The sequence below is a fragment of the Vibrio sp. T3Y01 genome (assembly GCF_013114525.1).
Classification (GTDB): domain Bacteria; phylum Pseudomonadota; class Gammaproteobacteria; order Enterobacterales; family Vibrionaceae; genus Vibrio; species Vibrio chagasii_B.
Genome location: NZ_VTXJ01000001.1, coordinates 439,442 through 462,997 on the forward strand (window position 1 = coordinate 439,442; position 23,556 = coordinate 462,997).

Here is a 23,556-nt window from a genome sequence, read left to right on the forward strand (position 1 = left end):
TTAGTAAAGCGTCGAGTTAAACAGTTGAATCTGAACCGTTTCACCGACTTCAACACGACCACGTTCGCGCTCTAGTACCACAAAGCAGTTTGCTAAGCTCATTGAGCGGAAAGCGCCAGAGCTTTGGTTACCTGTTGTTTCTACGACAAATTGACCGTTTTCAATCGAGTAGATACCACGTTGGTAATCAGTACGGCCAGGGCCTTTTTTGAATGCAGACTTAGTCGTTGCAGGAATAGATTCTGGCGCTGTCCACGCAGTATGACCGGCAAGTTTAGCCAGCATAGGTTGAACTAACACGTACATCGTCATCATTGCAGACACTGGGTTACCCGGTAGGCCACAGAACCAAGCGTTGTCTAGCTCACCAAATGCGAATGGTTTACCTGGTTTGATTGCTAATTTCCAAAAGCCGATTTCGCCAAGCTCTTCGAGAATGTCTTTGGTGTAATCCGCTTCGCCGACACTTACGCCACCGGAAGTGACAACTACGTCTGCCAATTCTTGCGCTTTTACAAAGGTTTCTTTAAGCGTTGCAGGGCAATCAGGGATAATACCTAGGTCAATGGCTTCGCAACCAAACGCTTCAATCAGTGGTTTGATACCGTAGCGGTTGCTGTCGTAGATCTGACCATCTTCAAGAGGCTGACCTAGCGGTTTTAGCTCATCGCCAGTAGAGAAGAAAGCGACTTTCGGTTTGTGTGCAACAATCACATGGCTCACACCAAGTGAAGCGATCATTGGAATGTCACGAGGCGTTAAACGTTCACCGCGGCTAAGAACGATGTCACCTTGCTTAATGTCGTCACCCGTAGGGCGAATGTTATTATTCAGTTTGATGTCGTCTTGCTGAATTTCAATACCTGCATCGGTTTCACGAGTATTTTCTTGCATGATGACTGCATCACAACCTTCCGGGATTTTAGCGCCAGTCATAATGCGCACGCAGGTGTTTGCTGGCCATTCGCCTTCAAACGGCTGACCCGCAAAAGACTTACCCGCCAATGGCAGTACTTTACCATTCTCTAGGTCTGCTAAACGCAGTGCGTAACCATCCATTGCTGAGTTATCAAAAGGAGGTACAAAAATAGGGGAGAGTATGTCTTCAGCAAGAACGTAGCCCAAAGCATCTGCCAATGGCAGAGTTAGAGTCGTTTGAATAGGTTTGATTGGTGACAGCAGCTTATCTAGTGCTTCTTCAATTGGCATTAAGCCCGGAGCGTCGCAACAGCCCATAATTGAAATCCTTTGATCGTTATTGTTTTGATTTTTGTGGTTGGCAATGGTGGTTCAATAATGATTAAAACACGCTTTTCGTCAACGAAATTGAAGCCACTTTAGCACAGTTTAGCCCCCGTAAATAATGACCTCCCTTAAAATATGGGTGTATTTATTCAAAATTCCGAGTATCCTTGTTTACCATCCAGAAGGGGTAACAAAAGAGGAAGTTCAATGTCAGGTCTTAGCGAATCAGCGAAGTTGGTTAAAGATGCGCTAGCAAGCCGCGGTTTAGAGACGCCAATGAGTCCTAACCAGGTTAGCCGAGAAGAGAAAAAGGAACGAATCGAGCACCATATGCGTGAGATTCTCACTCTACTCGAACTTGATCTTACGGATGATAGTCTGGAAGAAACGCCACACCGCATTGCTAAAATGTATGTGGATGAGATTTTCTCTGGTTTAGATTACGCAAATTTCCCTAAAATTACCGTAATTGAAAACAAGATGGGCGTTCGTGAGATGGTACGTGTAAAAGACATTACCGTGACCAGTACTTGTGAGCACCACTTGGTGACGATTGATGGTAAGACAGCTGTCGCTTACATCCCTCGTGGTAAAATCATTGGTCTGTCTAAGATCAACCGTATCGTGCGCTTCTTTGCACAGCGTCCACAAGTTCAAGAACGTATGACTCAGCAGATCCTTGTCGCTTTGCAAACCTTGCTTGAAACAGAAGATGTTGCTGTAACCATGGATGCGGTTCACTACTGTGTGAAATCACGCGGTGTAATGGACGCAACCAGTGAAACCACCACTACAGCACTGGGCGGTATCTTCAAATCTAACCCAGCGACACGTCACGAGTTCTTGCACGGTCTACGTTAATCTCCAGTGATATGATAAGTACGATTTAGCTTCAGTAAATCGGCAAACAAGATTCTAAGCCTCGCTCTCAGCGGGGCTTTTTTGTGCTTGTAGAAAAGTTAATTGCAATGACTACGAATGTTGTCATTACCGAGAATGAAGAATGAAGAATGAAGAATGAACGAGTAGGGGACCTGCTTGTCTGCGCAGTTTTCTGACTTTGTATGAGATCCCCGATTCAGTCGTTCCTCCTTCTCGGGGATGACGGAGGATATTAAGGGATTTGACTCAAGTGTATGTTGAGGGTGACGGAGAATTTCGACGAGTTTATCCAGATAAATCTTGAGAACAGTGGTGAAAGTGCCTTTGTGAAACGCACTCAATACGTTTGAGCACATAACCCCGTCATTCCCTATAGCGAGGAACGAGCGTAGTAGGGAATCTATTTTTGTATCTATGGTTCGGTATGAGATCCCCGACTCAGTCGTTCCTACTTCTCGGGGATGGCGGAGAATATTGGGGGATTTGACTCAAGAGTATGTTGAGGGTGACGGAGAATTTCGACGAGTTAATTCAGGTGAATCTTTAGAATACTGGCGAAAGTGTCTGCGTGAAACGCACTCAAGAAGTTTTGAGCACATAACCCCGTCATTCCCTATAGCGAGGGACGAGTGTAATAGGGAATCTCATGCTCAGAGGTCATAGTGGGAAAAATGGTTGGAAAGAGATGCGCTCTACACAGTGCAAAGCGCAAATTTGATTTTAGCTGGTGGGGTGCTTATGACAGGTTAAACAAACGCTTTAAGCTATGAATGAAACCGGACGGCTTATTCTCTGCTTGGTAGGTGTTCAAGCCATCGTAAAAACTTGCCATGAAGTCAACACGGATTTCATCATCTGTGCTTCTTGATAAGCGAGACAGCAGTTTGGCAGTCGCTGCTGCGTGATCATTGGCTAGGCTGTAATCCATGCCTAGTCGACCTTGAATGAACAACCATAAATGTGTCACTAACTTTAACTGCAGAGAGCTAGAGTTTTGAAACTTGTCGCTATGCTCACTGCCTACCGTATTGTCGAAGACATTTTGCATCGCTTCGCTAGCGTCTTTATTGCTCTCAAAACGATAGCTGGCATCGATATGTTCTTTTGTCAGTAGGCCAAGCAGTGTCTGACGTGCTGAATTATCAGGCTTATTCTCACAAGCATGTTTAAACAGAGCGTGGTTTTCGTCGATAAAAGACGAGAGCTCTTTCTCGAAACCCGTTGCAATCGCCGTTACCGAATCTAAGCCAGACTCCTTCAAGCAAACGTGAAGTTTGGTTCTAGCTTGTTGGTTTTCTTCAAGCTTTTGCTGATTACTGGTTGGAAGCTCAGTCATTACTCTGTAGCTCTTCCCACGTAACTTCAGCTGATTGCGTGTCGCTATTCACGAATGCAGAGTTGCCCGTCAGCATAACTGAAAGGTCCATGGTGCGCTCTGTCATTGCAGCTAATTGCTCAATACCATCATTGTCTAGACGAACAATTTGGGCTTTAAGGTAACCGAATTTACCTTTGTTCTGCTCCCACCAAACGTTTGATTTAGTATTGAAGCTGAACACACGAACAGACTTTGATAGGCGAGTGGCTTTCTTAACACGTTCAGCGTCAGGTTCGCCCACATCGATCCATTCTAGGATCTGGTCATCTAAAGACTTTTGCCACAAATCAGGTTCTTCGATAGTCGACAACCCTTTAGTAAATTGAAGCTCCGGTGAAGCATTGATACAAAAAGCCATGATGCGAGCCATCATACGCTGTTCTGTTTCAGAAGGATGCTGTGCAATCGTTAGATTAAAAGAGTCGTAATAGTCGCGGTTCATATCAGTTAAAGAGATACGAAACTTGTAGATTGTCGGTTTGAGGGCCATATGATGTAAGGGTTCCAATCGGATTAGGTGTACTATAGCTGTACCAATGCGTTTTTTGAAATCACAGCCTATAGGTAAGTTGCGCCTAGTATAAACGAAGTAGAGCAGTTGGCTAGCAAGATGAGGCTTTCGTTACACCATAATTATTTTAAGCACTTGTGGTGAACTAACAATGAAGAACACGGGGTCAACTTAGGTGGTTATGACGTGAGCGTTTAACGATTATGTGACTGAGAAGTGATCGCCCCCGAGTCATACAAAAGAATTGCAGAAGTATAAGTAAACACGAAGTGTCAACATTGAAGGTATTGACACTTCTTGGTAAGTCTAGGTTATTCTTAACTAATATTAATTACGTGTCGCTGTAAATGGCACGAATTCATTTTGCTCTAAACCACTGGGACCTGAGCATCTCACTTTTCCTGCTATGTAATCATCAGAAATATATGTTATTTCATAGGCTGCATCATAGAATGAACTGTCTTTAGCGACGATTTTATTATTTTTTAAAGACATTCTAGCCTCGCACATGTAGCCTGAATTGAAAGATATACCAAGTATACTATTTCTTAATACGCCGAGTTTCGGATTTGAGCTTCTACCTCCTTTCAGCGAGATATTCATGGTATACGACCCACGGCGGTCTCTAAAGCGCTGATAAGCACTAGAATCAACCAAACCCTGTCCAAGGCCAGTCAGCGGCGAATATTTTAGTTGACCACTTTCAGTAACGAAAACCAGCTCCTCAATGTTGTCACCGTTAAGATCTACCATTGAAAAACTCTTGATATCTTCATTTGGCAAAAGTTCTCTAGGTTCACCTAACATAGAGTCTGCAGCAACAGCGGCGACTGAAAATAAAGCGGTAATAGAAAGGGTAAATATTGTTTTTTTCATACTAATGCACTCATTTTATTGATGTTTTTATTCAGTTATTCACCTGGTAGCATATCAAGATTAATATGTTGATTGAAGGTGAATTTATAAAATGAATGCTTAATGCTTAATGCTTAATTTTTAACATACATGTATAACGTTCGTTGTATATTCGTATCCTCAGTACAATTTTCTAGGTTTTCTAGGAATAACAGGCAGGGATTAAAGTGAGCGCAAGTACAAACAAACAGCCGCCCATATGCTGATTTCCTACCTTTGAGTGAGTTGTGAGGGTGGTCGAATATTTTTACTGTGCTGGCGACCAAATGTAATGAACTAGGCTTAGTTTTACGTGGTGGTTAAGTGATGAATATTGAGGTGAACTTTAGATGTTAGATAAAGGAGCTTTGACTTAGTAGCGGCTTTGACCAGAGGTTTTCGTTTGGTTTTTTGTTCTCCGGGCTATGGTTTGGTCTCAGCGCATAATGCCTTGTCTTAATTGTCACTCAAACGATTGGCCGGGTAAAAAAATAGCCAGCAGAGGCTGGCTATTTTTAGAAAGCTTTAAAATACTAAATTAAAGTACTTTGATGCTGTCAGCTTGTGGGCCTTTTTGACCTTGAGATACTACGAACTCAACTTTTTGGCCTTCAGCAAGAGTTTTGAAACCTTCGCCAGTGATTGCAGAGAAGTGTGCGAATACGTCTGGACCGTTTTCTTGTTGAATGAAACCGAAGCCTTTAGTTTCGTTGAACCATTTTACTGTACCAGTAACTGTGTTAGACATGATGTTATCCCTAAAATTAATTTTTATAGTGAGCCAATTGTGGCACTGATAGCGTGGAAAAGTTTATTGCTATTGCGTACAACACAACGGGGTTACTAGTAATCCAACGAAATGTTTATATACAAAGAACTTTCTTTCTAGCCGGAATCGAGTCTAAATCAAATCAGGGGATAGTCAATCGAATACATAGGGAAAGGTTGCAGAAACTTGGAGGTAGTCAAACTTTGCATTCCTTAAATATCATGTAGTTACAGTTGTATGGTGATTTCTTGTCGTTTTTGTGAAAAACATAGGTATGTTTGATGACAAAATTAGAGTCGTTGCACGGTTTTGGTACGTTCTGCTTTGAGACAAGAAAGCCGTTAAACTGCTTTGAACCCCAGTATTTAACGGCTTCATTTATAAAATCATTGTCGAATATTGTCTTCTCGTATAGGAGCTATTCTTACTTTTTCAGTCGATAAAGGTTGCCGTTGTCAGTGCTAAAATAAATGTCCCCGTTTGGTGAAGTTTCTATGTCTCTTATTCGTTCACCTAACTCTTCTAGTAGGCGCTCTTCTTTTATTGCCTCACCTTGTTCATTGACCGTCACCACATTGATATGAGTAAGCTTAAGTGCCCCCGCTAACAGTTTCCCTTTGAGTTCAGGAAACTTATTCCCTTGATAAACCACTAAGCTGCCAGGTGCAATTGAGGGGATGTAGACCTTTTTAGGCGCTTCGATGCCTTCTTTGGTTTCCGAATCACCAACGCTGATAGGGCCCCAATACTCTTTACCATGTGATGTGACAGGCCACCCGTAGTTGGCTCCTGCTTTTATTAGGTTAATTTCATCACCGCCACGAGGGCCGTGCTCAATAGACCAAAGCTTTTGACTTGGGAAATCATAGAAAAGTCCTTGTGGGTTGCGGTGACCGAAACTCCAAATCTCGTCGAGAACCTTGTCGTTATTTACAAATGGGTTATCGCTTGGTGTGCTCCCGTCAGCATTCAGGCGCAATATCGAACCAGCATGAGTTAGGGTGTTTTGACCGTTGTCTCGGTCACCACGGTCGCCAATGGAAAAGTAGATGTGGTTATCATCGAAGGTAATGCGGCTTCCAAAGTGACGACCTGTGTCGGTTCTCGACTTGGAAACAAACACATCTTGCCAATTGGACACTTCATTGCCTTTGTATGTAGCAGAAGCGAGTGTGGTTACGCCTTCGCCATCGATGTCTTTACTGTAGGTAACATAGAACTTATCTTCTTCGAAAGGTGATAGCGTGATATCCAACAGACCACCTTGTCCTTTTGCCCATATATTAGGGAGCCTGAACAGCGTGCTCTGGTCACCCGTTTTTAAATTAACGTGTTTAATAACGCCTGCTTTCTCTGTGAGAAGCATAGAGTCGTCATTGACATAAGCTAGGCCCCATGGGATTACGAGACCGTCGGTGATCTTCTCAGCTTGCCAAGCAAAAGCGGTTGTTGAGGCAAGGGGACCAGACACAATAAGTGCCAAAGCAGAGGAGAGAATGCGGTGATAAGTGTTCATTGAAGCCCCTTCATTATTACGATCTAGTGTTAGTCTAGCGTGTGTCAGCGACAGGCGGAAAGTTAAGGAGTGTGAAAAGTGACTATTCACATATTTAGTTCAGTCAGTATTGTATGATTATACAAGCTCACGTATGTTTACCCTGCCATACTCTAATTGATCCTTTCGGAGCACCATGAATACCACACCTGCAACATTCTCTCTATCTTCTACACCTCAATGTTGTTTGGTTGATATTCCAAGCCTTTTAACTACGTGTACCACATCATGAGCCGTCGATTTGATTTTAAGTCGATCTTACTGGCGTGTTTGGTCATCAGTATCGGCCAACTCAGTATGGGTTTGGTGTTTCCGTCTTTACCTTGGATCGCGAAAGATTTTGATGTCTCGCTAGAGCAAGCTCAGCTTCTGGTGAGTGTGTATTTGTTGGGGTTTGGTCCATCTCAGTTTATTTATGGACCTATTTCAGACGCTTTAGGGCGTAAAAAAGTGCTGCTGAGTGGTTTGTTGCTCGCCATGCTTGGCCTGTTGATGATCATCTTCTTCAGCCATTCATTTACCAGCATGGTGTTGGGTCGATTCCTGCAAGGATTAGGAACAGGTTGTTGTGCGGTGCTTGCTCGCGCTTCCACAAGAGATAGATTCAGCGGATCTGACTTACCCTTGGCGATGTCCTATATCGCCATGGTAGCGTCTATTACTCCCCTGATTGCGCCTGTTATCGGTGGGTTTATCAACTTCCACTTTGGCTGGAGTATGGTATTCATCTCGTTACTTGGGTATGTCTCATTGGCTTGGGGGGTATTGGCGTTCAAATTCAAAGAAACCGTCACTCAGTTCTCAGCGATTCCCTCACCGAAGAAAATGGCGTTGCAATACAAAGAGCTACTCACTTCTCGCTACTTTATGAGCTTTGCAAGCATTGGCTGGCTTAATTTTAGTTTGATGATCACCACTGTGTCGGTGATGCCGTTTATCATGCAGAACCAGATCGGCATGACGTCTGACGAGTACGCGATGTGGGCGGTGATACCTGCGTTGGGCATGTTAGGTGGTACCAGCTTGTGTAACCGTATTCGCCCAATGTTAGGCAATAAGAAAACACTGTTATGTACGCCAGTGCTACACATCTCAGCTGCGTTGTGGCTTTTCTTTTGCCCACTTGAACCTTTATATCTAATGATTGGTCAGTTTTTAATGATACTCGGTAATGGTATTGCGCTTCCTTGTGCTCAAGCTTTGGTGATGCTGCCTTACAAGAAGAATGCAGGCGCGGCGGCTGCGATGTCGGGCGGTGGTCAAATGGTTGTGTCTTCGATTGTCAGTATGGGGCTGGTTAAGCTTGGCCTAGGAGAGGCATGGCATTTATCACTGGTCATTGCGTTATTCACTGTGATTACGCTGTTTAATATCCTTCGAGGTTTTAGTAGCCAAGAAGCCAGAGACGCACAGCTTAGCTAGTCAAATTAGCTAGCGAACTCAAATTAAAAAGGCCATTGAAGTGATGAATTTCAATGGCTTTTTTAATGTTCAGCGTTTTGGTTTAAATTGCCAGAATATTGGCTATTCGCAGACCACGGCGACTTTCTCGCTTGCGGCTGTTTTGGCTGGAACCGGGTGGTCGATCAGTCGGATCGGGGACTCATACAGGGCAGACAGTACTTGTTCATCAAGTAACTTATCGGCGCTGCCTTCAAAGGCAATCTGACCTTTCTTTAGAGCGACTATGTGTGTTGCGTAGCGCAGTGCAAGGTTCAAGTCGTGAAGAATCACGATAACACCAACGTCTTCCTTTTTGTTCAGCTCAGACAGTAAACCCATCAGTTGGAATTGGTGATGAATATCCAGTGCTGATGTTGGCTCATCGAGGATCAATACCGGAGACTGTTGAGCAAGCAACATAGAAACCCAAGCACGTTGGCGTTCACCGCCGGATAAATCGTCCGCTAGCGCCTGTGAAAACTGAGCAACGCCCGTTCTCTCCATTGCTTGTTGGATGATGGATTTGTCTTCTGAGTTCCAACGACCTAACGCACCTCGCCAAGGAAAGCGCCCTAAACGAACCAGTTCTTCCACTGTTAATCCTGCAGAAGCTGGGAGCTTTTGTGGCAAATACGCAATCCTCTTTGCTAAGTCTCTGCTTTTTAATGAAGAAAGAGATGCATTGTTTAATTCAACAGTGCCGTAGTCTGGTGACATCTGTCCTGAAAGCAAGTTAACCAATGTCGATTTACCAGAGCCATTGTGACCAAGAACTACCGTAAGCTCATTGGTCGGGATGGAAAGCTCGTCAATTGAGAGAATGGTTCGATCATCACGAACGATTTTGATGTTTGAAAGCTGAAACATGTCAGTCCTGTCTCTAGACCAATAAAGCTGCTCAATAATAGCAGCCTTATTAGTCTCTAAAAGCAGCTTTACTGGTCTCTAAAAATAGATGGTGAAATTAAACGGTTTTCTTGTTGTTTGGGTGTCTAGGACAATCGTCACAATATTTACCGGAGTCGCATTTGTAGACTAGGCAGCAGCTGACTCTAATCAGTTTAAGCATTCCAGAATCGGAATCGACCTCTAGGCTGTCTAAGTGACTCTCAGGTAATTGGCATGCTTCTAACCAAAGCTTAGCTTGTGTGGTGATGTATTCGTTGGTCAGGCTGGGCTCATGTTGCTGTAATTTGATCAGACTGCCTAACAGTAGATCCGCCAACAAATGGTTAGTAAAGCCAGGGCGGATGCGTGTCCATTCACTTATTTGGCTGCGATAAAACTCAGTAAGTGCAAGTATGGCTTCGCCCGCTTTAGGTATCAATTCCTCAGGTGAACCGTGTTGATGATCACCATTAAAGAATCGGTATCCTGCGACGAACTCTTTGTACCTAAACTGACCGATATTCTTAATATCAGGCAACGAGTGAAGGCCGTAGATAGAAATGAAGGTCACATAGATGGGTTGCCAGCAGACTAGATCCCAAGTTCTGGTTAACCAATAAGCTTTGCCTGCTTCTGTGTGATTTTCCGCTAATCCATCGTAAACACGTTTGATCTCGATATGGCTCTTATCGTTTGTCATTGCGATGCTTTTGCTGCTCAGAGAGCCATAACTTCCGCTTAGATAAGGCGTTATTTGTTTTGAGTAAGCGAAGATTTTCTGGTGCAGGGAGGGGGCTCTGCGACGAGTGGCAATATTGTGCAGCTGGGAAAGCATTTTAAACCATTAAATGATAATCAGTTGCGTTATCATAGCGAACCTCATTGACGATAACCATACAAAATGGTGCATCTCTTCAGAGAACTCTTGGCTTGAAAAATTTATAAATTGAATACGCCTTGGCCATTATTGAGTGATAAAAGTCGCTTTAAATGTTAAAAAGTATTCCTGTATAGACTTAATTGTTACCACTATCGAGATTATAAAAGCGTGACTATGAACACTCCTGCATTTGACCGTATCAGCCGCGTATTGGCTTATATCCATGCGAACCTTAGCTCGGCACTATCGCTAGAAGATATTGCGAAACAGAGCTGTTGGTCTCGCTGGCAGCTGCAAAGAGTGTTTCAAGCTGAAACGGGACTGACCGTGGCAAACTACGTGAGGGAGCTAAAGCTAAGCCAAGCGGCTGAAGAACTGTTGGACAGCAAAAAGCGAGTGATCGATATCGCACTTGAACTCGGATTCAATTCAGAAATTAGCTTTAGTCGTTCTTTTAAGCAGATGTTTGGCTCCAGCCCCAGTCAGTATAGAAAAGCGGGCAAAAGAGCAGGGCTTAGAAAACCGATACAAGTATCTGAAACGGTAAGCGCTGCTGATAACGGTCCACTCAGTTTTGTTGAGGTACGCATTGATGAGAGAGAGTCATTCCTTGTTAAAGGTATTACCTCAGAAATAAGTGGCTTATTTTCACTGACACAAGATTTTGCAGAGAAAGTCCCTCAATTGTGGTCGCGCTTGGAAGGCGAAGTGAGCCTGCCAGACGATAACGCACTTCAGTTTATTGGTGTTATTGACCTTACTCAGTCTTGCTTTGATGGTACCAATATTCACTATTGGGCGGGAGTAGAGCTTAATGATGAGATTTCAATTCCTCAATTGCCGAGCATTATCTCTGATAAGTTAGACGTATTAACCATTCCAAAGCAAACCTATGCCGTGGTCAAACACTGTGGTCCGATTGAGAACCTTAGACACACTCTGAGTTGGTTTGTACTTAACTGGCTACCGAGTTCTGGCTATCGAGGTGTCGATGGTTATGAGCTCGAAGTATACCCATTAGCCTATCAAGCTCATGCCACAGATGCAGTTATGGAATACTGGGTTCCCATTATTAAATCGTAGTCATATCTGTGTTTTACGTATTCTTTGTAAAGCCTCTTACTCAATAAGGTCAATTGTGTTTTTAATCATCAATTGACCCTTTTTCGTTATAAATCGGCCAAGTTCTTCGTGAACTTGCACCAAATTGTTAATTATCCCTTTTATAGATACATACAATGCAAATGATATTTATTATTATTTACAATAAGCATTGGTACCGAGGGAATCATGACCACTCACACTCGTTTTAAGTATTCATCACTTGCAGTTGCATTGCTCACTGCATTTTCAGCGCAAGCGTTGGCGGAAGAAACCGTTACAGCGGCAGATTCGAATGTAGAAACTGTCACAATTATGGGCAAGGCGTATCGTAATACCGCGACTAAGTCGGCACTTGAGCCAGAAGAAACGCCTCAAGGTATTACCGTTATTGATGAAGAACAGTTAGAGCAACGTGGTGTTCAATCTCTGAATCAAGCCCTTCGTTATGCACCGGGTGTTGTAACTGAAAACCGTGGTAGCTCGGTAGCAATGTTTGACTCTTATTCTATTCGTGGTTTTAGCACGAATAACGTTAACTACTACGATGGTCTTTCGCTTCAATTCTTAAATGGTTGGAACCTACAACCACAGATAGATCCGATTGCAATGCAGCAAGTCGAGATCTTCAAAGGGCCTACCTCTGTACTTTATGGCGCGATGCCACCGGGTGGTATGGTGAATATGATCGCTAAAGCGCCACAAACGGAACCGTCGACTAAAGTTGGCGTTGCGACAGGCTCACGTAATTTACAAGAAGCTTCGATCGATACTACTGGTCAGTTTGGTGATAGCGATTTTTCTTACCGTTTGATCGCACTTGCTCGTAAGCAGGACAGTCAAGTTGATAATGCAGAAGAAGAGCGTTACCTAATTGCTCCTTCTGTGGACTGGCAAGCAACAGACAGTACGTTGATTAACTTCAACCTGTACTACCAAAATGATCCTTCAATGGGTATCAACTCGTCAATGCCACTAGACGTGTTGAAAGCAAGCGATCCATCGGTTTCTATGGGTGACAAGAACTGGAGCAAATTTGAGCGTGAAGTTCTTATGGTCGGCTATAAAATCAACCATGAGTTTAATAGCAATTGGACATTCCTACAGAACGCTCGCTATACCGATGCTTCCTTATACCAAGAGAACACTTATCATGTGAGTTACGACCCAAGCACACCTAATCAGCTGGATCGATACTTGTACTCTACCGATGAGAGCTTTAAAGGGTTTGTTATTGATAACCAATTGAGCGGTATTGTGGATGTTGGTTCAGTAGAGCATAACTTGTTGCTTGGTATCGATTACCAAGATCTAGACGGTAATGTTAACTACTCATCGTATAGTGCGAATGGCAGCGGGTTTAATAGCTTTGATCCGTTGAATCCGAACAATGATCTACTAGACCGCAGTGATGTGACTAAGACGGGTGAATATCTAGATGACACGACGTCAAGCCAGCTGGGGTTCTACGTTCAAGACCAAGTTCGTCTGGATGCATTAGTACTGATTGCCGGTGCGCGATTTGATCACTACAAATCTGAGAGTGATTACTACGCCCATGAATCTGATCACAAGCAGTTCACTTACCGTTTAGGTGGTTTGTACCAGTTTGATAATGGTTTAGCACCGTTTGCAAGCTATGCGACGAGCTTTGAACCAGCTCCGGGCGTTGATAAAGCAGGCAATGAGTTTGATCCAGAGAACGCACAACAAGCAGAGATTGGTGTGAAATACCTGTCTGACGATATGTCGAAAGAAGCAACGGTTTCTTTATTCCATATCGTTAAGCAAGACATGTTGATGACAGACCCGACTAACGTTTATGGCCCAAGAATCCAAGTGGGTGAAGTGGTATCGCAAGGTGCGGAACTATCAGGACGTTGGTTCGCGACAGAAAGCTTCGATATTGCGGGTGCATACACATATGTTGACATGGAAATCACTGAAGACTCTAGTAACGGTTTAGAGGGTACGACACCGATCTATGTACCGGAACATACGGCTAATGTGTGGGCTAACTACAACGTATTTAACGGCATACTAGCGGGTTCTCGATTCAGTGCAGGCGCTCGTTACGTAGGCGAAATGCAAATGGATGCAAGCAACACGCAAGGCAAAGTACCGTCTTACACGGTTGTTGATTTGTCGGTGGGTTATGATTTAGGCGCAGCCAGCGACACACTATCTGGTGCAACTGCTAACTTAGCGGTGAACAATATTTTCAACGAAGAATATTACGCGTGTTACGACCAATCGAACTGTTGGTTCGGTGCTGAGCAGTCTGTAGAGCTAAGCGTGAACTACGAGTTCTAACTAAGTTAGAGTCTTAATAAGGCAGCCTCACAAGGCTGCTTTTGTCGTTTGAAGAAATATAGAATTTAGATTAAGTAGGCAAATATATGAGCTTAAAATCAATAGCTTCTCATTTTTCTAAAGTAAAAAATTTGAATACAAAACTCGTTCTAACGATGTTAGCGAGTGCTTTATCGTTAAATGCAATGGCTAATTACCAAGCTGAAGACAGCGAGGGGGTTAAAACCCTTGAAGCTCAACCCGTTAGAGTGGCAGCACTGAACTGGGACATTGCTGAACAAGTGATTGAACTCGGTGTAACACCCGTCGCAGTACCTGATATTGCAGGGTATAGCGATTGGGTTGTGCAACCTGCGATACCAGAAGGCGTGGCGGATATTGGTACTCGAACTGAACCTAACTTTTCTGCGCTTAAGAAACTCAACCCAGATGTGATTCTTATCGCGTCACCCCAGAAAGATCTTCATGAGCGACTTTCTGAAATCGCCCCCGTGCTTTACTACCAAACATACAGTGAACAGCACAGTAATGCTGAAGCTGCTATTGAGAACTTCAAGAAGATAGGCCAATTGCTTGGTAAAGAAGAACAAGCGAACAAGAAACTCGCTGCGATGGATGAGCGTCTTGATGTTCTTAAGGCTGCACTAGATAAAGCGTATTCGGGAGACAAGCCGAAAGTGACATCTTTCCGCTTTGCGAGTACTACTTCGGTTTACATTTACGGTGATAACTCGATTCCTCAATATGCGCTTGAGCAGCTAGGCTTCGAAAATGCGATGGATCTTCCTGTGAGTCAGTGGGGCATCAGTCAAAAGCGTATGACTGAGCTTAAGAACGTTAAGGGTGGCATTGCGCTGTACTTTGAACCTTTCCCATATCAAGACAAGTTAGATCGCTCTCCGGTTTGGAAGAGCATGCCCTTTGTTCGCGATGGTCAATTTAGCCCTGTAGCAGCAAGTTGGAGTTACGGCGGTGCTATGTCTATTTTGTATAACGCAGAAGCTATGGCGCAATCGTTGTTGACGCTAGCGGAGCAGTAATGAAATCCAGTGGTTTGATGATGGGAGCGGCGTTATTTATCGCCGCCCTTATTCATTTATGGTTAGGTCAGTCTGAATTTGGCCCTATTGGTGAGTTGCTTCAGCAAGCCTCACAGATCAGTGACATCGTTACATTCAATAAAATGGTCGATGATTCATTCGAGTTGATGGCATTAATCTATGTCAACTTACCTCGTTTAGTGATGGCGATTCTGGTTGGTGGAATACTCGGCACCATAGGTAGTTTGTTCCAACAGTTAACGCAAAACCGCATGATGTCTCCCCTTACACTCGGTACATCATCAGGGGCGTGGCTTGGTCTGGTCATTCTGAATGTGGTCGCGCCGATGTTGGTTGCTCAATATTCGGTTTGGTTTGCGCTGATAGGCGCGCTGCTTGCAATGGGTCTGATTGTTTCGATTGTTGGCATCAAAAACATGAGCGGTTTACCGATTGTTTTGGCGGGCATGGCGGTTAACTTACTGCTGGGCGCATTCGCGACTGCGATTATTTTGCTTAACGACCAATATGCGCAGAACCTGTTTGTATGGGGAGCGGGTGATCTCGGACAGAACGGTTGGGAACAAGTGCTTTGGCTTATGCCTAAGTTACTGCCAATCTTTGCTATTTTCCTGTTGGCTCCAAGAGTTTTGACTCTGCTTTCTATTGGCAATGAAGGGGCAGCAGCACGCGGGCTTGATATTGGCACGACCTTCTTTGTGTTAATGGCAATCGGCGTTTGGCTGGTTTCCGTGTCGATTACCTCGGTGGGTGTGATCAGTTTTATTGGATTGATTGCGCCAAACATCGCGAGACATTTGGGCTTTTTAAAGGCGAAATCTGAACTCATCGCAAGCTGCGTGTTAGGTGCACTGTTGCTTTGTGTGACCGACAGCTTGGCGATTTTCTTGGCGCAATGGTCTTTGGATATGATTCCAACAGGGACGGCAACCGCGGTGATCGGTGCTCCTGCGTTGATTATTATTGCGAGAAAGCAGTTATCTGCTCAAGATCAGTTATTTTTCTCGATGCCTAAAGGGCCAAAGTTTATTTCACCTGTGGCTTATTTCTTGTTGGGCGCGATGATCTTTGGTTTGTTGGCGTTAAGCACGCTGTCACAGCCATCTTCTGATATGGGCTATTTTGTTATCCCAGACGCATTTGATTGGTCGATTCGCTGGCCGAGAATATTAACCGCAATATTCGCTGGTGGCGGCCTAGCAGTGGCGGGTGTGATTTTACAAAGATTGGTCTACAACCCGCTCGCAAGCCCGGACATTCTGGGTGTGTCTGCAGGTGCGGTTCTGGCGTTGATATTCAGTAGCCTGTTTATGGGATACTCGATTCATTCGCTAAGCCCTTGGGTTGCTTTCTTAGGCAGCGCGATTGCACTCTGTATATTGCTATTTCTTGGCAAGAAGCATCAGTTCGCCCCTTCGATATTGATCCTTACTGGTATTTCGCTGACCGCGGTATTGGAAGCTTTGGTGCAATTCTCTTTAACGCGAGTGGGAGAGGGAAAATACACCTTATTGGCTTGGTTGGCAGGATCTACGTATCGTGTTGAACCAGAGTCAGCAATGATTATGACCATGGTGATAACGGCTTCTATCGGGGCTGCTTTGCTGTTGAGTCGTTGGGTGACCTTAATTGCGACGGGCCGTCAGTTCGCGAGTGCCAGAGGGTTGAATATCAATGTCGCCTACGTGGCATTGTTATGTATTGTTGCGATCTTATGTTCGGTCGTGACAACCACCATGGGGCCTGTCGCTTTTGTTGGTCTACTGGCTCCACATATTGCGGCGATGGTGGGTGCTCGCTTGGTTCGTGAACAGATCATCTTATCGTTTTTGATTGGTGCGGCATTGATGTTATTTGCTGATTGGTTAGGGCAAGTGGTGGTGTTCCCAGCGCAACTTGCGGCAGGGACGTTGGTTTCCATTATTGGTGGCAGTTATTTCATTTTCTTGTTACTGAAATCTCGAACAACATAGCTTTTGCTCATGACCTAAAGCCACTGGTATTCAAAGCTACTGGCAATCAAAGCTATGAATAAAAAAGCAGTGAGTGGAGCGATCCATCACTGCTTTTTTGTTCGTATCGTTTGTGCAAAGAGGAGGTGTTAAGCAACACAGGTCTCGCTTCTTAATGTGCAAGTTTGGCATATGTTAATAAAATGTATAATCTAAAGGTCTGACCACTCATAAGGTAGCCACCATGCCAAACCTCGCTCGTATTACTTGTTCTATCGATGAAAACCAAATTGCGACGGTTGTGTTGAATCGACCCGATAAGCTGAATGCTATTGATATGGCAATGTTCCAAGGTGTGAACAACATGGTCAATAAGTTGAAAAAGAACACCGAGATTCGAGCTGTAATAGTGAAGGGCGAGGGACCTGATTTTTGTTCAGGGCTTGATGTTAAGTCTCTTTTAACCAGTAAGTCTGGGGCGATGAAGCTGTTGTTTAAATGGCTTCCGACATTGCCTAATGCCGCACAACGCTTTTCATTGGGTTGGCGAGACATTCCATGCCCTGTCGTTTTTGCGATTCATGGTCGGTGTTGGGGAGGCGGTCTGCAATTGGTCAGTGGCGGTGACTTTAGAATTGCTAGCCCTGATGCGAACTTCTCGATACTGGAAGCAAAGTGGGGGCTAATTCCAGACATGGGAGGTGCAATCGCATTTAGAGAGCTGATGCGTAAAGATCACACCTTAGAAATGGCGATGACGGCCAAAGTGATCGACTGTGAAACCGCGAAAGAATATGGGTTGGTGACCAAGATTGCTGAAGACCCCTACGCTGAAGCCTATGCCTTGGCACTTGAGTGCGCGAATCGGTCACCAGATGTTGTCGCTGCTAATAAGAAACTCTACAACAAGACTTGGTGGTTAAGCCCGGGTATGGCTGTGTTCTACGAGACCTGGTATCAGATAAAGGTTGGGTTAGGTAAGAACAGGGCGATAGCAGCACAGCGTGAAATTCATCCTGATAAGCCACGCTCTTACTTAGCAAGAAAGTTCAAATAACGCTTGTACAGGAATAATCGATATTCCCTTTGTTTATGGGGCTTTGCGGTAACCTTAGAGCAATTTAATGTCTAAGGCTAAATGAGCGCTCTGATGAACAAAACTTTTACTTACTCTCTAGCTGCCACTGCAATTTTTACGAGCTTAAATGCATTCGCAAGTGGCCTGTTTTTGCAAGAAGCTGTCGTTGCCAACGCTGGTACTACTGGTGCTGGCGACGGTGTTTACACTCGATCTGCAGCGGCGATGTGGACAAACCCTGCCACTATGTCTCACATGGGCGAAAGTAAGACGACCATCAACACCATGGCGTTCGATCTTGAGATGCAGTATCAAGACAACGGCAATAAGCAAGACGGTAAAGCACATACAGTGATGCCTTCGTTTGGTGCCTTCCACGCTCATCAAGTCACTGACAAATTACACCTTGGTATTGCACTTGGTGCTGTTGGTGGCTCTAGCTTAGATTACGGCAGCAATTGGGCGGGTGCAGCACTTTTAGAAGATATCACTCTCACTGCAATGCAAGTTAACCCATCACTAAGTTATAAGATGAATGATCAGTGGTCGGTTGGTGCAGGTCTTCAGTTAAGTTGGGCCGCGTTACAACAAACGACGTCTGCATTAACGATAAAGCAAGATACTGATTGGGCATACGGTTATAACTTAGGTGTCATGTACACACCAACAGACAAACTTAAGCTTGGCGCCAGCTATCGTTCTAAGCTCGAGCATGAGTTCAATAACGATGTAAATGGCCCTACAGAGTTTGGATTGCTCAGCTCTTTGTCTACCGACATAGCACTTCCTGAAATTGTTGATGTGAGTGCGAGCTATGCATTGAATTCTCAGCTTGATCTATTAGCTAGTGTTCAATTACATCGTTGGAGCGAATGGGATACGACAGTTCTAGACTTTGGCACTCAATTGGGTGGAATTCCAATTGAACGCGATTGGGATGATGTGTGGAAATTCGCGGTTGGCGCAGATTACCAACTTAACTCAGACTGGCGTTTGAAAGCCGGTTTCTCTTACGAAACTTCTCCACAAGACGACCCGACAATGCAGTATGTTGATCTTCCCGTTGGTGAGCAGTATCGCTACTCAGTGGGTGCATCTACCTATTGGGATGACATCTTAATTGATGTGTTCTACGAATATGCTGACTTGGGTTCAGTAGATATGGACCGATTCATGGTTGACGGTTCATTCGATGGCCGTATCCACTTTGTTGGTGTTAGCGCGACCTTCTAATGACACTACGTAATCTATTAATTGTTACTTCGGTAATACTGGGCTCAACGGGTGCTTTGGCTGAAGAGAAGCACCCTGATGATCCGACTAAAATCGTAACCAAAGCGGGCGTTGCTTATAACGAAGATTTGCAGTTCTCTGGGTCTATTGGGCTAGATGAAGCACGAATGATCAATGCTCGTGTTAACGCAGATGGCGAAGAGTGGCGAATAGGCGGTTCATGGCTGTTGCCTATGGGGATCGTCAATTTCAACTTTAGTCGCTCTGAGTATGATAACGATGCTTACAAGAACAACTACAGTATTGGTACGTTTATACCACTGAGCTATTTCGACATTGAGCCGTTCGGTTGGCAAATCTTCCCTATGGCTGGCTACAGTTATAATGATGGCGAAGTGGCGGTTTTCGATGATGATAACGTTGGCTCTGACTATGTATTGATGCCGAGTGCAACACACGGTGGTTACATTGGCGCGTTTGGCTTAAAAGCGATTACGGATGAGTGGTCGATTATGGCCTTTGGTGGTGGTTCAATGGGTTCTGATGATTATTCAGGTTACTGGACTGGCGTCGGCGCTAGCTACAAGTTGAGTGATGCTCAATCCTTCAACTTTTTCACTATATTTGCTGAGGATGACTTCGGTGAAAATAACAGTGTTGGCGCTTCTTACACCTATGAATTCAAATAGTTATTCTCACATATCATCTTAGATAAAAGAACTGAGTGTAGGCCCACTGATTTAGTGAATCTACACTCAGAACTTATCGCTTTTCTAGGATCTTTTTAGTTTGAAGCCGTGCTAGCAAGCCGCTTGGTAACGTTCAACATAGCTTTGCATTACCGCGTTCATCGCTTTGGTGATATTTGCGTATTGTGCTTCCTCTAGATTCGCGAGAGAGACGCGCAGGGACCACGTTGGCGCATCAAATCCCGCACCTGGCATCACAATCACGCCATGCTCTTCGGCAAGGCGAACCAAGAAATCTAAAGGCTCATACATTTCCTCCAACCAGGTAAAGAAGCCTTCGCTATGAACGGTTTGAGCGATTTCTTTGAGATCAATTTCTACATAGTAAAATGCCCCTGTTTGATCGCCCTCTGCGATGATCGGAGCGGCTAAGTTCTTCTCCATCAATGTATGGTAACGACGACGCACGATTTGCTTTGCTAAGCGCTTATAAATTTAATATTGAGAATTATTCGCATTAATTGATCTGAGCGAAAGAACCGATTAGATTGTGTCGTTAGTATTAGGAACAACATGATTTTTGTGAGGTATTTATGAGTACAGTCGTTATATGGGGAGCGGGGAGTGGCTTGGGCGCAGCAATGGTTGAGCACTTTCATCAGCAAGATTTTGAAGTGATTGCGATTGCTAGAAATCCAGAAAAGAACCCTCGCTTGGCTATTCTTGGCGTAACAACACTGAGCTGCGATGCGACCGACAAGCAACAAGTGAAAAAGACGGTGGCTGAGTTACCAAAATCGGCCTTGGTGGTTTCAAGTATGGGCAGTTTTAGAGCGGATGTTCCGGTTGACTACATTGGTCACCGACATGTGATTGATGCTCTGGAAACCAATGAAATCAAACGCTTTGTGCTGGTGACGTCTTTAGGTTGTGGTGATTCATGGCAGTACCTATCAGAACGCTCTAGAAAAGGGTTCGGCGCCGCCGTTCGTGAAAAATCGTTGGCGGAAGCGTGGTTAATGTCGAGCTCGCTGGATTACACGATTTTACGTCCCGGTGGCTTGTTAGACGGTGAAGTGACGGGTAACGGTGAGCTTTCTCAACGAGTGGAAGTACATGGTGTGATTTACCGACAAGAAGTGGCTCGTCTTATCGAAACCTTACTGGCAAACGACGCGAGTATCGGGCAAGTGTATCAATGTATTGATCCTACGGTTAAGTATGGATAAAAGCCCGGCATTGCTTTCTGAAGGCATTCCTATCTAGTGAAAAGTTTTAAGGCCGTTTAGTCTCACTGAACGGCTTTTTTTGTTTTCTGTCCTCAACGACTTCCATTCTAAGCAAATGTTGCCTGTTTCTTATATGAGAGTGCCTCTCTCTTAATCTAGATTAAGTTTTGCCTGTCTTATTCTCTGTAGTATCCGCGCAATCAGCCTCACACTAGATGGGGCAATGGCGTAACACGATTAAATGAGGATTAGATTTGAGTACTTTGTTTGCAGAAACCCGCATTGGCACCATGACACTGAAGAACCGTTTTATGAGAAGTGCAACGTGGGAAAATATGGCGACTGAAGATGGTCATATGACAGATAAACTTTACGCTATCTATGAAGAGCTAGCTCAAGGTGAGGTTGGCTTGATCGTGACGGGTTACGCGAACATCGTTGAAGAAGAAAAACCGAATGCTGGCATGATGGGTATGTATAACGACTCGTTTATCGAGGAGTATAAAAAGCTAACTCAGTTGGTACATGACAACGATTCTAAAATCGTAATGCAATTGGCTTATGGCGGTACGAAAACCACGTATGACCTTGGGGAGCGAGTGATCTTCGCACCGAGTGAGGTTCCTGAAAAAGGGACTCAAACACTCGGTAAAGCAATGACCAAAGACGAGATCGACTACATTGTTGATGCGTTTGCTCAAGCGTCTTTGAGAGCACAAAAGTCAGGCTTTGATGGCGTTGAAATTCATGCCGCTCACACTTACCTAATTAACCAGTTCTTGAGTCCTTATTACAACCAGCGTGAAGATGAATACGGTGGTAGCTTGGAAAATCGCATGCGATTCTTACTTGAGATCTATACGACGACACGCAAGTTGGTTGGTGATGATTTCCCTATCTTGGTTAAGCTTACGGCTTCTGAGTTTTTCGAGGGCGGTGTGACCTTCGATGAAACGCGTTTGGTGTGTAAAAAGCTAGAAGAAGTAGGCATTGATGGCATTGTCGTTTCTGGCAACATTCATGGTAAAGCCGACACCATGATTGGCGAGTCACACGACGGGTTTACTATCCAAGCTGAAGGTTACTTCCATGAATATGGCCACGCAATCAGCCAAGACGTCGATATTCCTGTTATCACGGTGGGCGGCTTAACGGATTTTGATGCCATTGAAGAAATCGCCAATAATACGGGTATCGAGTACTTTGCACTTTCTCGACCTCTGTTATCTGAGCCTCATCTAATCAAACGCTGGAAAGAGGGCGATCGAAGCCCAGTAGAGTGTGAGAGGTGCTCTAAGTGTCGTACTAAGCGCGGCAACTTCTGTGTGGTAAACAAAGATAGAAAAGTGCAGCTAGCTAAAATGTAGTTACTTAACCCATAGCTAAGCGTGAACCATAACGCTAAGCATGAATCTAAACATGAGCCTGTGTAATACCGCAGGCTCTTGTTTTTCTGACTCTACATGAACTGATATTTGAAACCTTATTAATCACATTTCTCTGTCAAATAAGTTGGAGTTAATGGGTACAATGGCTCTATTAATTTTTCAACAGAACTTTCCTCTTAGCCTGAGCATACTGTGAAATTACTTCCTCTTCTAAAGCAACCTCGAATCCACTGACGCTTCTTAGTTTTAGCGGCATTGCTATGATTTAAGTATGGCACTCACTGTTCACCCCAGCCTTTCTTGTGCCTATGGGGGGCTTGTTTGTGCATGTTTAGATCTTCAACGTCGAATCTTTTGATATTTAAACGAATAAAACTAATAAGTTAATTAGAGGTAGAAATGCAAAATAAGCATTGGTCTAAATTCGAATTGCTGCATGAGGTCGTCACCAATCCTAATATTCATATCAAGGGTCAACACAGCTATTACAGTGATTGTTGGGATAACGGATTTGAGCGCTCAGTCGTCCGTTATCTGCACGGTGACGAGGTCAGCCGCCAGTGGGAGCCGCGTTGGGAAATCGATGAGCTCTACATCGGGGATTACGTCTGCATAGGAGCCGAGGTTGTGATCCTTATGGGCGGCAATCACACCCACCGAATTGATTGGTTCTCTTTGTATCCATTTATGGATGTGATCGACGAAGCCTACATCGGCAAAGGTGATACTCATATCAAAGACGGGGTTTGGCTAGGGATGCGTGCCATGATCATGCCGGGCGTGACCATCGGAGAAGGGGCGGTTGTCGCTGCGAACAGCGTAGTAACCAAAGATGTGGAACCGTACAGTATTGTTGGTGGTTCTCCCGCGAAGTTAGTTAAACATCGCTTTGATAAGTCAGTTATCGAAGAGCTAATCTCAATGAAGATATACGACTGGCCACCAGAGAAATTTGAATCATTGAGACAGTATTTGTGTGATTCAGATTTATCTAAATTAAAGCAGGCAATCACTGATTATGACAAGTGTTTGTAAGGGACAACTAAAAACACGGGTTTACGTATAAA

General features: G+C 44.4%; 20 protein-coding genes and 1 pseudogene. 12 read left to right on the plus strand and 9 right to left on the minus strand.

The features are described 5' to 3' along the window. The gene (gene moeA / locus F0232_RS01875; RefSeq protein WP_061032377.1) at positions 1 to 1,236 is read right to left on the minus strand and encodes a molybdopterin molybdotransferase MoeA; all 1,236 of its coding nucleotides are present in this window, start codon (positions 1,234 to 1,236) and stop codon (positions 1 to 3) included. Between the two features lie 216 nt (positions 1,237 to 1,452). Between moeA and folE the strand changes: the two genes are divergently transcribed. After that, positions 1,453 to 2,106, plus strand: a complete 654-nt coding sequence (gene folE / locus F0232_RS01880; RefSeq protein ID WP_004737232.1) for a GTP cyclohydrolase I FolE — start codon at positions 1,453 to 1,455, stop codon at positions 2,104 to 2,106. Positions 2,107 to 2,863: 757 nt separating this feature from the next. Here folE and F0232_RS01885 read toward each other — a convergent pair. From F0232_RS01885 to F0232_RS01905, 5 genes are all read right to left on the minus strand, one after another. Further along, positions 2,864 to 3,463 carry a hypothetical protein gene (locus tag F0232_RS01885; RefSeq protein ID WP_061032378.1) on the minus strand — a complete coding sequence of 200 codons (600 nt, stop codon included), beginning with the start codon at positions 3,461 to 3,463 and terminating at the stop codon, positions 2,864 to 2,866. Beyond that, positions 3,456 to 3,995, minus strand: a complete 540-nt coding sequence (locus F0232_RS01890) for a YaeQ family protein (protein ID WP_061032379.1) — start codon at positions 3,993 to 3,995, stop codon at positions 3,456 to 3,458. Before F0232_RS01890 ends, F0232_RS01885 begins: the two co-directional genes overlap by 8 nt. Positions 3,996 to 4,343: 348 nt before the next feature. Next, complete coding sequence (locus F0232_RS01895) at positions 4,344 to 4,892, minus strand: hypothetical protein (protein WP_061032380.1); 549 nt, start codon at positions 4,890 to 4,892, stop codon at positions 4,344 to 4,346. Positions 4,893 to 5,448: 556 nt separating this feature from the next. Continuing rightward, on the minus strand, positions 5,449 to 5,658 hold the full coding sequence (locus F0232_RS01900) for a cold-shock protein (protein ID WP_004737278.1): 210 nt from the start codon (positions 5,656 to 5,658) through the stop codon (positions 5,449 to 5,451). A gap of 445 nt (positions 5,659 to 6,103) precedes the next feature. After that, a complete protein-coding gene (locus tag F0232_RS01905; RefSeq protein WP_105058318.1) occupies positions 6,104 to 7,195 on the minus strand; it encodes a PQQ-dependent sugar dehydrogenase in 1,092 nt (363 codons plus the stop codon). Positions 7,196 to 7,462: 267 nt separating this feature from the next. Between F0232_RS01905 and F0232_RS01910 the strand changes: the two genes are divergently transcribed. Then, positions 7,463 to 8,656 (plus strand): multidrug effflux MFS transporter, encoded by a 1,194-nt coding sequence (locus F0232_RS01910; protein ID WP_105058317.1) that lies wholly within the window; start codon positions 7,463 to 7,465, stop codon positions 8,654 to 8,656. A 102-nt stretch (positions 8,657 to 8,758) separates the two neighbouring features. On the opposite strand, the gene F0232_RS01915 is transcribed toward F0232_RS01910, so the two are convergent. Further along, a complete protein-coding gene (locus F0232_RS01915) occupies positions 8,759 to 9,544 on the minus strand; it encodes an ABC transporter ATP-binding protein (RefSeq protein WP_105058316.1) in 786 nt (261 codons plus the stop codon). A gap of 97 nt (positions 9,545 to 9,641) precedes the next feature. Continuing rightward, positions 9,642 to 10,400 carry a siderophore ferric iron reductase gene (locus tag F0232_RS01920; protein ID WP_061032384.1) on the minus strand — a complete coding sequence of 253 codons (759 nt, stop codon included), beginning with the start codon at positions 10,398 to 10,400 and terminating at the stop codon, positions 9,642 to 9,644. Between the two features lie 219 nt (positions 10,401 to 10,619). Between F0232_RS01920 and F0232_RS01925 the strand changes: the two genes are divergently transcribed. From F0232_RS01925 to F0232_RS01955, 7 genes are all read left to right on the plus strand, one after another. Next, positions 10,620 to 11,528, plus strand: a complete 909-nt coding sequence (locus F0232_RS01925) for an AraC family transcriptional regulator (protein ID WP_061032385.1) — start codon at positions 10,620 to 10,622, stop codon at positions 11,526 to 11,528. Positions 11,529 to 11,735: 207 nt separating this feature from the next. Next, positions 11,736 to 13,859 (plus strand): TonB-dependent siderophore receptor, encoded by a 2,124-nt coding sequence (locus F0232_RS01930; RefSeq protein ID WP_105058315.1) that lies wholly within the window; start codon positions 11,736 to 11,738, stop codon positions 13,857 to 13,859. Between the two features lie 86 nt (positions 13,860 to 13,945). Continuing rightward, a complete protein-coding gene (locus F0232_RS01935; RefSeq protein ID WP_105058314.1) occupies positions 13,946 to 14,899 on the plus strand; it encodes an iron-siderophore ABC transporter substrate-binding protein in 954 nt (317 codons plus the stop codon). Further along, positions 14,899 to 16,893, plus strand: coding sequence for a Fe(3+)-hydroxamate ABC transporter permease FhuB (fhuB, locus tag F0232_RS01940; RefSeq protein ID WP_105058313.1), 1,995 nt, complete (start codon positions 14,899 to 14,901; stop codon positions 16,891 to 16,893). Before F0232_RS01935 ends, fhuB begins: the two co-directional genes overlap by 1 nt. A 223-nt stretch (positions 16,894 to 17,116) precedes the next feature. After that, positions 17,117 to 17,929: a crotonase/enoyl-CoA hydratase family protein gene (locus tag F0232_RS01945; protein WP_105058312.1), complete on the plus strand. Its 813-nt coding sequence runs from the start codon at positions 17,117 to 17,119 to the stop codon at positions 17,927 to 17,929. Between the two features lie 93 nt (positions 17,930 to 18,022). Then, positions 18,023 to 19,183: an OmpP1/FadL family transporter gene (locus F0232_RS01950; RefSeq protein WP_105058311.1), complete on the plus strand. Its 1,161-nt coding sequence runs from the start codon at positions 18,023 to 18,025 to the stop codon at positions 19,181 to 19,183. Then, positions 19,183 to 19,872 carry a hypothetical protein gene (locus F0232_RS01955; protein WP_105058310.1) on the plus strand — a complete coding sequence of 230 codons (690 nt, stop codon included), beginning with the start codon at positions 19,183 to 19,185 and terminating at the stop codon, positions 19,870 to 19,872. The genes F0232_RS01950 and F0232_RS01955 overlap by 1 nt, the downstream gene beginning before the upstream one ends. A gap of 111 nt (positions 19,873 to 19,983) precedes the next feature. On the opposite strand, the pseudogene F0232_RS01960 reads toward F0232_RS01955, so the two are convergent. Continuing rightward, a pseudogene (locus F0232_RS01960) lies at positions 19,984 to 20,364 on the minus strand (aminotransferase class I/II-fold pyridoxal phosphate-dependent enzyme); the annotation flags it as partial. 101 nt (positions 20,365 to 20,465) lie between these two features. On the opposite strand from F0232_RS01960, the gene F0232_RS01965 reads away from it, so the two are divergent. From F0232_RS01965 to F0232_RS01975, 3 genes are all read left to right on the plus strand, one after another. Then, complete coding sequence (locus F0232_RS01965) at positions 20,466 to 21,101, plus strand: SDR family NAD(P)-dependent oxidoreductase (RefSeq protein WP_105058309.1); 636 nt, start codon at positions 20,466 to 20,468, stop codon at positions 21,099 to 21,101. A 254-nt stretch (positions 21,102 to 21,355) separates the two neighbouring features. After that, positions 21,356 to 22,468, plus strand: a complete 1,113-nt coding sequence (locus F0232_RS01970; RefSeq protein ID WP_105058308.1) for an NADH:flavin oxidoreductase — start codon at positions 21,356 to 21,358, stop codon at positions 22,466 to 22,468. Positions 22,469 to 22,888: 420 nt separating this feature from the next. Then, entirely contained in the window at positions 22,889 to 23,524 is a 636-nt protein-coding gene (locus F0232_RS01975; protein ID WP_105058307.1) for a CatB-related O-acetyltransferase, read from the plus strand. The last annotated feature ends 32 nt before the right edge of the window (positions 23,525 to 23,556 follow it).

Excerpts from the sequence above, each read along its gene's own strand:
- moeA (WP_061032377.1), bottom strand. The coding sequence starts at position 1,236 with ATGGGCTGTTGCGACGCTCCGGGCTTAATGCCAATTGAAGAAGCACTA.
- folE (WP_004737232.1), top strand. The coding sequence starts at position 1,453 with ATGTCAGGTCTTAGCGAATCAGCGAAGTTGGTTAAAGATGCGCTAGCA.
- F0232_RS01885 (WP_061032378.1), bottom strand. The coding sequence starts at position 3,463 with ATGACTGAGCTTCCAACCAGTAATCAGCAAAAGCTTGAAGAAAACCAA.
- F0232_RS01890 (WP_061032379.1), bottom strand. The coding sequence starts at position 3,995 with ATGGCCCTCAAACCGACAATCTACAAGTTTCGTATCTCTTTAACTGAT.
- F0232_RS01895 (WP_061032380.1), bottom strand. The coding sequence starts at position 4,892 with ATGAAAAAAACAATATTTACCCTTTCTATTACCGCTTTATTTTCAGTC.
- F0232_RS01900 (WP_004737278.1), bottom strand. The coding sequence starts at position 5,658 with ATGTCTAACACAGTTACTGGTACAGTAAAATGGTTCAACGAAACTAAA.
- F0232_RS01905 (WP_105058318.1), bottom strand. The coding sequence starts at position 7,195 with ATGAACACTTATCACCGCATTCTCTCCTCTGCTTTGGCACTTATTGTG.
- F0232_RS01910 (WP_105058317.1), top strand. The coding sequence starts at position 7,463 with ATGAGCCGTCGATTTGATTTTAAGTCGATCTTACTGGCGTGTTTGGTC.
- F0232_RS01915 (WP_105058316.1), bottom strand. The coding sequence starts at position 9,544 with ATGTTTCAGCTTTCAAACATCAAAATCGTTCGTGATGATCGAACCATT.
- F0232_RS01920 (WP_061032384.1), bottom strand. The coding sequence starts at position 10,400 with ATGCTTTCCCAGCTGCACAATATTGCCACTCGTCGCAGAGCCCCCTCC.
- F0232_RS01925 (WP_061032385.1), top strand. The coding sequence starts at position 10,620 with ATGAACACTCCTGCATTTGACCGTATCAGCCGCGTATTGGCTTATATC.
- F0232_RS01930 (WP_105058315.1), top strand. The coding sequence starts at position 11,736 with ATGACCACTCACACTCGTTTTAAGTATTCATCACTTGCAGTTGCATTG.
- F0232_RS01935 (WP_105058314.1), top strand. The coding sequence starts at position 13,946 with ATGAGCTTAAAATCAATAGCTTCTCATTTTTCTAAAGTAAAAAATTTG.
- fhuB (WP_105058313.1), top strand. The coding sequence starts at position 14,899 with ATGAAATCCAGTGGTTTGATGATGGGAGCGGCGTTATTTATCGCCGCC.
- F0232_RS01945 (WP_105058312.1), top strand. The coding sequence starts at position 17,117 with ATGCCAAACCTCGCTCGTATTACTTGTTCTATCGATGAAAACCAAATT.
- F0232_RS01950 (WP_105058311.1), top strand. The coding sequence starts at position 18,023 with ATGAACAAAACTTTTACTTACTCTCTAGCTGCCACTGCAATTTTTACG.
- F0232_RS01955 (WP_105058310.1), top strand. The coding sequence starts at position 19,183 with ATGACACTACGTAATCTATTAATTGTTACTTCGGTAATACTGGGCTCA.
- F0232_RS01965 (WP_105058309.1), top strand. The coding sequence starts at position 20,466 with ATGAGTACAGTCGTTATATGGGGAGCGGGGAGTGGCTTGGGCGCAGCA.
- F0232_RS01975 (WP_105058307.1), top strand. The coding sequence starts at position 22,889 with ATGCAAAATAAGCATTGGTCTAAATTCGAATTGCTGCATGAGGTCGTC.